The organism is Rhizobium sp. JAB6, from assembly GCF_003024605.1.
In the GTDB taxonomy this organism is placed as follows: Bacteria; Pseudomonadota; Alphaproteobacteria; order Rhizobiales; family Rhizobiaceae; genus Rhizobium.
Map to the genome: position 1 here is coordinate 1 of NZ_PYJQ01000010.1, position 13,162 is coordinate 13,162.

8 protein-coding genes are annotated in these 13,162 nt (G+C 60.7%); 1 reads left to right on the plus strand and 7 read right to left on the minus strand.

The genetic code is table 11. From position 1 onward, the window contains the following. The first annotated feature begins 401 nt into the window (after positions 1–401). Complete coding sequence (locus tag C7U61_RS16290; protein ID WP_106999140.1) at positions 402–2,342, plus strand: M23 family metallopeptidase; 1,941 nt, start codon at positions 402–404, stop codon at positions 2,340–2,342. A 199-nt stretch (positions 2,343–2,541) separates the two neighbouring features. Here C7U61_RS16290 and clpB read toward each other — a convergent pair whose 3' ends face one another. The 7 genes from clpB to C7U61_RS16325 all read right to left on the minus strand — a co-directional run bounded on the left by clpB (position 2,542) and on the right by C7U61_RS16325 (position 13,046). Further along, positions 2,542–5,142, minus strand: coding sequence for an ATP-dependent chaperone ClpB (clpB, locus tag C7U61_RS16295; RefSeq protein WP_106999141.1), 2,601 nt, complete (start codon positions 5,140–5,142; stop codon positions 2,542–2,544). Positions 5,143–5,513: 371 nt separating this feature from the next. Beyond that, complete coding sequence (locus C7U61_RS16300; protein WP_106999142.1) at positions 5,514–6,218, minus strand: DUF4167 domain-containing protein; 705 nt, start codon at positions 6,216–6,218, stop codon at positions 5,514–5,516. A gap of 346 nt (positions 6,219–6,564) precedes the next feature. Next, positions 6,565–7,440 (minus strand): peptide chain release factor N(5)-glutamine methyltransferase, encoded by an 876-nt coding sequence (gene prmC / locus C7U61_RS16305; RefSeq protein ID WP_106999143.1) that lies wholly within the window; start codon positions 7,438–7,440, stop codon positions 6,565–6,567. Further along, positions 7,437–8,516: a peptide chain release factor 1 gene (prfA, locus tag C7U61_RS16310; RefSeq protein WP_106999144.1), complete on the minus strand. Its 1,080-nt coding sequence runs from the start codon at positions 8,514–8,516 to the stop codon at positions 7,437–7,439. Before prfA ends, prmC begins: the two co-directional genes overlap by 4 nt. 90 nt (positions 8,517–8,606) lie before the next feature. Further along, positions 8,607–10,874, minus strand: a complete 2,268-nt coding sequence (ptsP, locus tag C7U61_RS16315) for a phosphoenolpyruvate--protein phosphotransferase (RefSeq protein WP_106999145.1) — start codon at positions 10,872–10,874, stop codon at positions 8,607–8,609. A 100-nt stretch (positions 10,875–10,974) separates the two neighbouring features. Next, positions 10,975–12,249: an aspartate kinase gene (locus C7U61_RS16320; protein WP_106999146.1), complete on the minus strand. Its 1,275-nt coding sequence runs from the start codon at positions 12,247–12,249 to the stop codon at positions 10,975–10,977. Positions 12,250–12,419: 170 nt separating this feature from the next. After that, the gene (locus C7U61_RS16325; protein ID WP_106999147.1) at positions 12,420–13,046 is read right to left on the minus strand and encodes a hypothetical protein; all 627 of its coding nucleotides are present in this window, start codon (positions 13,044–13,046) and stop codon (positions 12,420–12,422) included. Positions 13,047–13,162: the final 116 nt, after the last annotated feature.

The following is a 13,162-nucleotide window of genomic DNA, read 5'->3' on the forward strand; positions in this document are numbered from 1 at the left end:
GAAACTTCGTCGCCAGCAGCGCCGCCGCCCTCGTCAGTGATCGGGCTTATAGACCCTACCTCCGAACCAAGTCAACAGGCCGATTTTGAAAAAAATCAAAAAACAAATAACTGATTGATTCTTATGTGAGTTTTGTGAACACCCCTGTGATCAGCGCAAATAAACCGCCAAAACACCCACAGGTATCCTCGATAAAGCGCTCTGGCCGGCCGGATGATGGCAGAACAAGCTGCAAAGCCGCATTTCTAAGTCCCCGCCCTCATCATCGCCCCAGCCATTTTATGGGAAACAGCATATGACTCGCCGCAAAAGCGACCGGTTGATTTGACACCCCTGTCATAAATATGCACATCTTCGCCCCCAGCCTGCGGCTTGCATGAAGGAAGCGGATCACGATCGGCATGATGACGGACAAGATGATGCTCCGATCGCTCGGTAACGAGCCGCCGATCCTGGCCGATGGCAGGCGGGCGCCGGATCGGCGCGAGGTTTCTCTCCGTTGGCTTTCCGGCACCTTCCTGACCGGCGTTACCTCGAGCATCCTGATGGGAGTGGCATTGTTTGCCGCACTCGACGGCCGACAGCAGCTCGCCATCCCCGCGGAAGCCTATGCGACGATCGACAGTCATAATGCTACCGACGATCAGGTCACGCGCGGCGGCCGGCTGATTTCCACCGCAATCGCTTCGAAGCCTTCCGACCGCAATATTCTCGAGGTTTCCACCGTTGTGCGCGATGGCGACAAGGAAGTGGTACGCCGCCAGCCCTTCGCTCATGTGAAGATCGCCCTCGCTACCAACCGCATCGCCAGCGAGAGCTACCCGCCCTTCGATCCTCTGGCGATCTTTTCGACGGACGACAACATCCCGCAGCCGGCCAACAAGACCGGTGCCATCTACGGATCGGACGTCGAATCCGAAGTCAGCCTGAAGACGATCCCCTTTCCCGCCAAGGACATTCCATTCCAGCTCGCCGGCTCCATGTCGCTGGACGAGGTCGAGGAGAACGTCCGTTCCAACGGTTCGGTGCTGGCCGATGGCAATACCCAGCTTTCGGCGCTCTACTATGTCGATCCGCGCCGTTTCGCCAATGACGATTCCGATGTCGACCTGACGGCGGGTCTTTCCGCACGCATCGTCGAAGAAAACATGTCCGTCTCGGCTCCGGAAGCGGTGACCGCGCAGACGGAAGAATTCGCCGACGACATCATTCCGGTCCGCGAGAACATGCCGATTGCCGCGGCACTCACGGGCGCCGGCTACCTCAAGGCTGACGCGAATGATGTCGCAAGCAAGATCCAGCCGCTCTTCGGTTCGTCCGATGTCTCCGCCGGCGACGTGCTGCGCATCGGCATCCTGCAGAAGGGCGAGCAGGCAAAAATCATCCGCGCCAGCATCTATCGCGGCACGAAACATCTGCTCACAATAGCCCAGAACGACCATGGCGAATTCGTAGCCGGGAACCCACCACCGATGCTCGATGCCATCTCCACGGCTTTCGACAACGACGCGCCTGCCCTGGCGGCCGGGCGCGATCTGCCGAGCGTCTATGACGGCATCTATCGCGCCGCTCTTTCCTACGGCATGACCAAGGAAATGGTGGCCCAGATCGTCAAGCTGCTTGCGAGCAATGTCGACTTCCAGGCACAGTTGAAGCCGACGGATTCGCTGGAAGCCTTCTTCTCCGTCACCGACGACAAGGGGCAGGCGACGGCCGATTCCGAGCTGCTCTACGTCAACGCGCGGTTCGGCGACAACGTCACCCGCTTCTACCGCTTCGAAGATCCGACCGATCACTCGATCGATTACTTCGACGAGAACGGCAAGAGCATCCGGCAGTTCCTGCTGCGCAATCCCGTTCCCACCGGCGTCTTCAAATCCGGCTTCGGCATGCGCCGCCACCCGATCCTCGGCTTTGCGCGCATGCATACCGGCGTCGATTGGTCGGCGCCCCGCGGCACGCCGATCATTGCCGCCGGCAATGGCGTCGTCGAGAAAGCCGGCTGGGATTCGGGCGGCTTCGGCAATCAGACGCTCATTCGCCATGCGAACGGCTACGTCTCCTCCTACAATCACCAGAGCGCCATCGCCAAGGGCATCGTGCCGGGCGCAAAGGTGGTTCAAGGGCAGGTTATCGGCTTCATCGGCTCGACTGGTCTCGCGACCGGCCCGCATCTGCACTATGAGCTGATCGTCAACGGCACGAAGGTCGATCCGCTGCGCATCCGCCTTCCCGGCGGCAAATCGCTGGAAGGCGATGCGCTCACCAAATTCCAGGAAGAGCGCAAGCGCATCGATACACTGCTCACCGACGAGAAGACGAAGCAGATCGCCAGCAAATAGCCTGGGCCCATTTCATGCTGAGCTGTCGGGTAGCCCCATGGCAAAATGGCGGCCCAAAGACCGCCATCCGCACTTCTTCATTTATTGAGCCGCCGCAACTTAGCGGTTCAGCTTTTCACGGAATTTCTGAACCACTCTATTTCTTTGTTTTCACGCTGTTCCGGACGGAAAACCGCTGCGCACGTTACCTATAATTGCTCTAGGCTGCTTCGTTTACCGCCTGGCGCGGACGGAACAAAAGCCGGTCCGAACCACTGGTAACCTTGACGAGCGAACCGTCCGGAATTTGACCCGAAAGGATCTGTTCGGCGAGCGGATCCTGAACATATTTCTGAATCACCCGCTTCAGCGGCCGCGCGCCATAGACCGGATCGTACCCTTTGTTGGCGAGCCAGTTACGGGCATCATCGTCGAGTTCGAGCGCGATCTTGCGCTCCGACAGCAGCTTCAGCAGGCGTTCGAGCTGAATATCGACGATCGCGCCCATCTCATCGCGCTTCAGGCGGTGGAACAAGATGATTTCGTCGATACGGTTCAGGAATTCCGGCCGGAAATGCGACCGGACAACATCCATCACCTGCTCGCGCACCAGATCGCTGTCATCGCCATCCTTCAGCTGAGTGAGATACCCGGCGCCCAGATTGGAAGTCATGATGATCATCGTGTTGCGGAAGTCGACCGTACGGCCCTGCCCGTCCGTCAAGCGTCCGTCATCCAGAACCTGGAGCAGGATGTTGAAGACATCGGGATGCGCCTTCTCGATCTCGTCGAACAGCACGACCTGATAGGGCCGGCGGCGGACCGCTTCCGTCAGCGCTCCGCCTTCCTCATAGCCGACATAGCCGGGAGGTGCACCGATCAGCCGCGCCACGGAATGCTTCTCCATGTATTCGGACATGTCGATGCGCACCATCGCCGTTTCGTCGTCGAAGAGGAAGCGGGCAAGCGCCTTCGTCAGCTCCGTCTTGCCGACACCTGTGGGGCCGAGGAAGATGAACGAGCCGATCGGCCGGTTCGGATCCTGCAGGCCGGCACGCGAGCGGCGGACGGCGCGTGAGACGGCCTGAACGGCGTCACCCTGGCCGACGACCCATTTTGCGAGCTCGTCCTCCATGCGGAGCAGCTTGTCGCGCTCACCTTCCAGCATCTTGTCCACGGGAATCCCGGTCCAGCGGGAGACGACCTGCGCGATATTGTCGGCGGTAACGACCTCCTGCACCATGGAATCGCGGGCACTATCCTGCTCTTCCGCCGCATGGAGTTCCTTCTCCAGATTGGGGATGACGCCATAGGCGAGCTCGCCGGCACGCTGGAACTCACCCTTGCGCTGGGCAATGGCGAGCTCATTGCGGGCATCGTCGAGCTGCTTTTTCAGGTCGGCGGCAAGACCGAGCTTCTGCTTTTCGGCCTGCCAGCGCGCGGTCAGCGCATCGGCTTCCTCTTCCAGAGAAGCAAGATCTGTTTCCAGCCGCTTCAGCCGGTCAGCCGAGGCCTGGTCGGTTTCCTTCTTCAAGGCTTCGCGCTCGATCTTCAGCTGGATGATGCGGCGATCGAGCTCGTCGAGTTCTTCCGGCTTGGAATCCACCTGCATGCGCAGACGCGCTGCGGCTTCATCCATCAGGTCGATGGCCTTGTCCGGCAGGAAGCGGTCGGTGATGTAGCGGTTCGAAAGGGTCGCAGCAGCCACCAGTGCGGCATCTGCGATGCGCACCTTGTGATGCTGCTCATATTTCTCCTTCAGACCGCGCAGGATCGAGATCGTGTCTTCGACGGTCGGCTCTTCGACCATGACGGGCTGAAAACGGCGGGCAAGGGCCGGATCCTTCTCGACATGCTTGCGATATTCATCGAGCGTAGTCGCGCCGACGCAGTGCAGCTCGCCGCGCGCAAGCGCCGGCTTCAGAAGGTTGGACGCATCCATGGCGCCGTCAGCCTTGCCAGCGCCGACGAGGGTGTGCATCTCATCGATGAACAGTATGATCTCGCCGTTTTCGGACTGCACCTCATTGAGGACGGCCTTCAGCCGCTCTTCGAACTCACCGCGGAATTTCGCACCGGCAATCAGCGCGCCCATGTCGAGCGCCATCAGTTTCTTGTCCTTCAGCGATTCCGGCACGTCGCCATTGACGATGCGCAACGCCAGACCTTCGACGATGGCCGTCTTGCCGACGCCGGGCTCGCCGATCAGAACCGGATTGTTCTTCGTGCGGCGGGACAGGACCTGAATCGTGCGGCGGATTTCGTCGTCACGGCCGATCACGGGATCGAGCTTGCCTTCGCGCGCCTCCGCCGTGAGGTCTCGGGCGTATTTTTTCAAGGAATCGAAGCCCTGCTCGGCATTGGCGGAGTCCGCCGTGCGGCCCTTGCGGATCTCGTTGATGACCTGATTGAGGGCAACAGGCGTAACGCCTGCATTCTTCAGCGTCGCCGAGGTCGAGGCCGTAGGCTCGATCGCCAGGGCCTGCAAAAGACGCTCGACGGTGACGAAACTATCGCCGGCCTTCTTTGCTGCATCTTCGGCGGTCGCGAAGACCTTGGCGAGCGGCTGAGAAAGATAGACCTGGCCGTCGCCGCCGGAAACCTTCGGCAGCTTGGCAAGCGCGGCATCATTCGCAATGCGGGCAGCTTTCGCGTCGCCGCCGGCGCGTTCGATCAACGAGGCGGCCATGCCCTGATCGTCGTCCAGAAGCACTTTGAGAACGTGCTCGGGCGTGAACTGCTGATGACCTTGCGCAAGCGCGTTGGTTTGGGCGGATTGCAGGAAACCGCGTACCCGCTCCGAGTATTTTTCAATATTCATATGAGACCTCCATGAATCGCTCTGCCCGGACCGGCACAGACCGATGATTGAGATTGAGCCCCCTCTAGAGGCAGGCCCCGCCTTCCCGCCATTGAGATTTGCGGCAAGACAACTGGAGAGAATATGGGAGGGTATTTGAAGAGTTTAAAGGGTGCGAAACGCGAAAAAGGCACGCGATTTGTCGCCGCAGCGCGCCGACTTATGGGGCAGTTCAACCCGGCTTCGCCAGCCGACGGCATCGAATCTTTGCGTCTCGCTGCTTGATGACATTCCGCCTTTCATACGCTCACAGCAAAACGGCAACGGCAGCGCATGTCGCACTGCCGTTGCCGTTTCAATTTCTGCCGTCCGCGCTGGAACGCGCATAGGTCTTATTCCGAAGCAGCGTCCGCCATGGCCGGCGCTTCGCCAGACCCGGCCTCATCACCTTGACCTTCGCCTTCGCCCGATGCAGCGCTGCGGCGCGGCTGGCGGCGCGGGCGATTGCCCCCCGCACTGCGACGGCGAGGCTGGCGCTCGCTGGCGGCGACGGCCGGTGTTTCCTCTTCGATCGCCACTTCGGCCGGAATGCCTTCGATTACGGGCTGGGGGCCTGTACCGTTGATGGCTTCGGCCTCGTGCGCGGGCGCTGCGGCAACCGCCGGAGCGGAATGCTGCGGGCGCGCCGAGGGCTGAGCCATCTGCGGTTGATCGTCGATTTCCTGCGCGTCCATATCGTCGAGGTCGCGCTCGGCATTATCGCGGTCGTTGTAGTTATGATGATCGTCGCGCTGATAGCGCTCCTGCATCTGCGCCTGCGCGCTGGCAATGATCCGATTGTAATGTTCGGCGTGCTGCAGGTAGTTTTCTGCCATGACGCGGTCGCCGGAGCTTTGAGCATCACGAGCCAAGGCCGCGTATTTCTCGGCAATATGCTGCGCGGTTCCGCGGATTTTCACATCGGGACCAGAGCTGTCGTAAGTCCTGGTCAGCGGGTTCGAGCCCTTGCGGTTGAAATTGTTGTTGTTATTTCCGCCGCCGCCGTTGTTGTTGTTACCACGCCCCCGACCGCGCTTGTTCTGCTGTCCTGGCCTCATAGATCCTTCACCTGAATTCTCTTCGTTGGGATAAAATCATACACGACACCCGCCGCCGCGGTCCGGACAACGCCAAACCAGGGCTTTCGTGCCGCAAGCAAACTGCGCTTTGGCGCCGGTCTGCCGCTCGACTACGTCAGATTAAACTGATCACGCATTGGGTTATCTTCAACCTTTGACACTCTTACCAGAGAGCGGTTCCCCGAGGCTGTCCAAGATAAGCGAATCGTCTCGCTCATTCCCAGCCGCCCAACGCGTGAGCGCAACCTATATTGCTTCCTCAGGAAATCCAAGCTTTTTCTTTGCGATAACAACGGGGTTCCACAAATCCGCTGAAAACGACGCATTAATGTTGAAATTCAAACACAAGAACCCGGTCGTTCTGCCCGTAGTCGCGAACCGCCTTGACGAGGGAAAATCCTGCTCCTTCAAAAATCGAAGTCACCGTTTCACGCTGATCGTAGCCGATCTCCACACCTATCATGCCGCCGGGATGCAGGAATCGAGCCGCGTCCTTCGCGATCGCCCTGTATGCATCCAGCCCATCAAGGCCCCCGTCAAGGGCTGCGGGAGGATCGAAATCCTTTACTTCTGGAGCGAGAGTGGAAATGACATTGGACACAATATAGGGCGGATTTGAGACAATCACATGAAAACGTTCGTGGATGGCGTCAAACCAGCTCCCATGCGCGGTCCTGAACCGCGCCGCCAGGCCATTTCGCTCAGCATTCCCGCGAGCGGTTTCCAGCGCTTCGCTGGAAATGTCGGAACCTACGCCCTTCGCTCCGGGGCATTCATGAAGCAGCGCCAGACAAATGGCGCCGGTTCCCGTTCCGATGTCCAGTATATGGATATTGCCGATCTGAGATTCAAGACGCCTGACATACGGCAGCATCGTATCGACGAGAATTTCCGTATCGGGCCGCGGTTCGAGTGTCGCAGCCGAAAGCCGCAGCGACAGGCCGTAGAATTCCCGCTCGCCGAGAATGCGATAGACCGGCTCGTGATCGAGCCGTCGGGCGATCGCCGCACGTACCCTCGCGGCGTCATCCTCGGACACAGGCTCGGAACCCCGCGTCACGAGCCGGGTAGCGGAAAGATGAAGAAGGCCGCCGACAAGAATCCGGGCTTCCGTGGCGGGATCGTCGAGATCGGCCTCGGCAAAACGCGCGCGCACCTCCTGCAGGAGCCCGGATACGGTTGGCCCCTGCCCGCCGCTCATGCCTGTTCGCCGAGCTGGGCGAGCTGGCTCGCCTGATAATCCGCCAGCAGCGCATCGACCACTTCGTCGATCTCGCCTTCCATCATCCGGTCGAGCTTGTAGAGCGTCAGGTTGATGCGGTGATCGGTGACGCGCCCCTGCGGGAAATTATAGGTGCGGATGCGTTCGGACCGGTCACCGGAGCCGACCTGGCTCTTGCGGTCGGCGGAACGCTCGCTGTCGGCGCGCTGACGCTCCATGTCGAAAAGGCGGGAACGCAAGACCTGCATGGCCTTGGCGCGGTTCTGATGCTGCGATTTTTCCGAGCTCGTCACCACGATACCCGAGGGGATGTGGGTGATACGCACGGCCGAGTCGGTGGTGTTGACGTGCTGGCCGCCTGCACCCGAGGAGCGCATCGTGTCGATGCGGATATCCTCAGGCCGGATTTCGATATCGATTTCCTCGGCTTCCGGCAGCACGGCGACGGTCGCCGCCGAGGTGTGGATGCGGCCGCTCGCCTCGGTTTCCGGCACGCGCTGCACGCGGTGAACGCCGGATTCGAACTTTAGCCGGGAAAACACGCCTTTGCCGCTGATGGTGGCGATGATTTCCTTGAATCCGCCAGCTTCGCCCTCGCTTGCGGAGAGCACTTCCACCTTCCAGCCGTTGCTGGCGGCGAAGCGCTCATACATGCGGAAAAGGTCGCCGGCAAAAAGGGCCGCTTCGGAGCCGCCGGTGCCTGCGCGGATTTCCAGGATCGCGCTCTTCTCATCGGCGGCATCCTTCGGCAGAAGCTCGATCTGAATGGCCTGCTCCAGCGTCTCGATACGCTCCTTCACCTCGGGCAGCTCCATTTCGGCGAGATCGCGCATGTCGCGCTCGACCGATTTGTCGGAAAGCATGGCCTCGAGATCGGCAGCCTCGGCAAGGGCGCGCTCGTAGTCGCGGATCTTGGTCACGACCGGCTGCAATTCGGAATATTCGGAAGCAAGCTTCACATAGACATCCGCGGCCGGGCCGGCGGACATGCGAGCTTCGATCTCGCCGAAACGGCGTTCCAACTCGCGCATTTTTTCAACGGGAAGCTTCGCCACCCTCTACTCCAATTCTTCTTATTATTTCTGCTTTGATATTATGCGCATGGTCCTGCCTGCAATCCGCTTCGTGCTTTTCGGGATCGGGCGCTAGAGCGGAATATTGTGGCTCTCGGCAAAGTGCACAAGGATCTCCCGCATCGATGCCTTGGGCTGCTTGTCATCCAGCGCAGCCTCCATGACATCGGACAGGGCCTTGAGGTCGAGCCCGAGCAGCATTGCCTTGACCGGGCCGATCGCGGCCGGCGACATGGAAACCGAGCGGAAGCCGAGGCCAAGCAGGGCCATGGCCGAAATCGTCTTGCCGGCCAGTTCGCCGCAGAGGGTCACCGGTGTATTGTTGCGTTGCCCGGCGCGCACGATATCGCGCAGGATTCGCAGGAACGGGCGCTCCAGCGGATCGAAGCGATCCGAAACGCGGGCATTGCCGCGATCGACCGCCATTGAGAACTGGAACAGATCATTGGAGCCGACGGAGACGAAATCGACCTCCGCCATCAGCTCGTCCAGCTGCCACAGCAGCGCCGGCACCTCGAGCATCGCGCCGAACTGCAGCTTGCGCGGCAAGCCGTGTCCGAAGCGCGAGAGGTGCTGGACTTCCTTCTGCAGGAGTTCGCGCACGGCCCTGATCTCGGAGACTTCCGTGACCATCGGCACCATCATCTTCAATTCGCCGTCGGCCGACGCCTTGAGCATGGCCCTGAGCTGCGTGCGCAACAGGCCGGGACGATCGAGCGAGAGGCGGATGGCACGCCAGCCGAGCGCGGGATTTTCTTCCTCATGCGCCCGGAAATAGGGAACGACCTTGTCGCCGCCGATATCGAGCGTGCGGAAGGTGACGACCCGGCCGCCTGCCTGCTTCATGACATTGCGATAGAAGGCTTCCTGCTCATCCGCCTTCGGCATGGTCGAGGCGATCATGAACTGCAATTCAGTGCGGAACAGGCCGATACCCTCGGCTCCGGATTCCGCAAGCTGCGGCAGGTCGACCAAAAGGCCGGCATTCATCAGCAGCGAAATGCGCTGCCCGTCCTTGGTGACCGGCTCGACGGAGCGCAGAGCCCGGAACTGCTCCTGCCTGCGGGCACGGAACCGGACCTTCTCCTCATAGGAGCGCTGATGATCGGCCATCGGCCGCAAATGCACATGGCCGCCGTCGCCATCGATGATGACCGGATCACCGTTTTCCGCCAGCGCGACGATGCCTACCGCCTGTCCGACGACCGGAATGCCCATGGCGCGCGCCACGATGACGACATGGCTCGTGACCGCGCCCTCTTCCAGCACCAGGCCGCGAATATTGGCGCGGGGATAATCGAGCAGTTCCGCCGCACCCATCGCACGCGCGAAGATGACCGCGTCGTTCGGAAAGCCTTCGGCGCTGGTACGGCCGGAATGCCCGATGAGCTGCCGTAAAAGCCGGTTCGCCAGATCCTCGAAATCGTGCATGCGCTCGCGCAGATAGGGATCAGTCAGCCGCATCATCCGCGCCTTGGTGTCGCTCTGCACCTTTTCGACGGCTGCTTCAGCGGTCAATCCATTGCGGACGGCCTCCTCGAGCTTGCGCACCCAACCCTGGTCATGTGCGAACATGCGGTAGGTTTCAAGAACCTCGCGATGTTCGCCTTCCATGGAAACATCGCGGCGCGAGAGCATGTCGTCGATCGAAATGCGCAGCGATCCGAGCGCTTGGGCGAGACGTCCAATTTCCTTGTCGGCATCCTCGTTCAGAAGGTTGGTGACGACGATGCGCGGCTCGTGCAGCACGACATAGCCGAGGCCAATGCCTTCATTGTAGCTGTCGCCATCGATCGTGACCGAGCGAGTGAGATCGAGTTCCAGGCCGGGCTTGGTGATCTTCTTCAGCTCGCCGGTCGCGATCATCTCGGCCAATACCATGGCCGTCGTTTCGAGCGCCTCCAGCTCTTCCTCTCGATAGGTGCGGCTCGCCTTGTTCTGGACGACCAGGACACCGAGCGACCGGCCGGTGCGCAGGATCGGCACGCCGAGGAAGGAATGATAGATCTCTTCGCCGGTTTCCGGCAGATAGCGGAAGGCCGGATGCGATTGCGCATCGGAAAGATTGAGCGGCTGGGCGGATGCGGCAATCGTGCCGACGAGGCCTTGCCCCATCTTCAATTGCGAAAGGTGGACAGCCTCTTTCTTGAGGCCCTCGGTAGCATACAGTTCGAGGACACCGTCGGCGCGCAGCACGTAGACGGAGCAGACTTCAGCAACCATGTTGCTGGCAATCTGGCGGACGATCCGGTCAAGGCGCTCCTGCGGCTCCAGCGGCTCCGCCATCAATTCGCGTAGCCGCTTGAGCAGAACGCGTGGACCGCCGGATAGGTCTCTCATTGCGCCACTAGCTCCCGAATCAAGATGTCATGCCTGTCTTGCCCACGTCAGGGCCGGCCGAAACTCGCCTCCGTCACGGTCCGTCGTCAGCTGTCGTGAATCAACTCTTATCCAGACCGTAGCAGGAATGCAAAGTCCTGACTGCGAGTTCTGCATAAGGACCGTCGATCAGGATGGAAATCTTGATTTCCGACGTCGTAATGGCCTTGATGTTGATGCCTTTTTCGGCAAGTGCCCGGAAAGCGGTCGCAGCCACGCCCGCATGCGAGCGCATGCCGATGCCGATGACCGAAACCTTGACCAGACCTGATTCGCTCTGGACGACATCGTAGCCGATCTTTTCCTTGTTCTCCCCCAGGACGCGCAGCGCCTTCTCGACATCGCCCGAGGGGACCGTGAAGGTCATGTCGGTCTTCGAGCCGTCCTCGGAAATGTTCTGGACGATCATGTCGACATTGATGTGGTTTTCGGCCAGCGGCCCGAAGATCGCGGCGGAAACGCCCGGCCGGTCGGCAAGACGGCGCAGCGAGATCTGGGCCTCATCCTTGGCATAGGCAATGCCGGTGACTACTTCCTGTTCCACGATTTCATCCTCGTCACAAATCAGCGTTCCGGGCGGGTTGAGCAGATCTCCCATGCCCGGAGCATCGGGATCCTCGAAAGAAGAGCGCACGAACGTGCGGACCTTGAACACCATGGCGAGCTCGACCGAGCGCACCTGCAGCACCTTTGCGCCGAGAGAGGCCATTTCGAGCATTTCCTCGAAGGCGATCTTCTTCAGGCGGCGTGCCTTGGGCTCGATGCGCGGGTCGGTCGTATAGACGCCATCGACGTCGGTATAGATATCACAGCGGTCGGCCTTGACGGCGGCGGCGATCGCGACCGCTGACGTGTCGGAGCCGCCGCGGCCGAGCGTCGCGACGCGATTGTCGGGACCGAGACCCTGGAAGCCGGCGACGACTGCCACCTGCCCCTCCTTCATCCGGCGGATCATGTCTTCGCCGTCGATGTCGAGAATGCGGGCCGCGCCATGCGCATTGTCGGTGCGGATCGGGATCTGCCAGCCCTGCCAGGAGCGGGCGTTGATGCCCATCGCCTGCAGCGCAATCGCCAGAAGGCCGGACGTGACCTGCTCGCCGGAGGCAACAACCGCATCGTATTCGCGCGCATCGTAGATCGAGTGATTGGCGCCGGCGACCTTGGGCATGTTCTGAACCCAGCCAACGAGCTCGTTGGTCTTGCCGGACATGGCGGAAACGACGACTGCCACTTCGTGACCGGCGTCGACCTCGCGTTTCACATGGCGGGCGACATTCTTGATGCGGTCCAGATCAGCGACGGAGGTCCCGCCGAATTTCATCACGATGCGTGCCATGTGCCTCTACCAGTACCCTGCGCCGGGCGGCTGAATGCGATAAGCCCGACATGCAAAATCGCCCTTCCGGTTCGGTAGCCGGAAAAGCGTGATCTCAATGGGGCCGTCTCTTAGCGAGTTTGTCGGGCAGGCGCAATAGCGCTGGACGCCACGGCGACTAAAAGTTTACTCTAGAAATCAACTTTTAAGGTGGACCAGAACTTGTCGAGAATACCCCCTTCCTTAGGCAGGTTTTCCCTGTTGAGGAAGGTCGCGACAAGCACGCCGCCTTCCGGCCGGCCGGTCGCAACGATCTCATACTCCATGACGTCGTCGTCCGTGGTCGTCTCGGCCTTGAGGCCCTTCAATACGGTACCGCTCGGCAATGTGCGCTGGGTTGACCGCTTGCTGACCTTCGCGCCCCCATTGAGGCTTTCCTGCACCATCTGCTGCAGGACGGCATCGGTATAGCTGGAAGGATTGAGACCCTTATAGACCTGCACGATGATGCCGGTGCCGATCGGCGTCATCAGCGCATATTGCTGGACGCCGCCCCCGAGATCCGTCTTTGCGACCGTGAATTTGCCATCGTGATCGAAGGAGAATTTTCCGCCGGTGAAGGTCACCGTCTCGCTGCGCTGCAGCTCCACAGGCACCTTGCTGCCGTCCTTCATGGTGACTTCGAGTGTATCACCGGGATTGATGCCAACGCTGACCCCGTCGATCGTCAGGCGAAACCCCTTGCCGTCCCCGGCATTTGCATGGCTGGCCGCAAGCCAGCCCATGGCGATGGCCGTCGCGAGACGGAGTGGTCTCATGAGGAACTCCTCTACAAGCCGGTCGATCGCAATCGATCCCGGTTCCGAAAGTCCATTTCACAGCCCGGGGATTGATCGGCCATAAGATACCTCCGTGTCAACCTTCCCATCGCAAT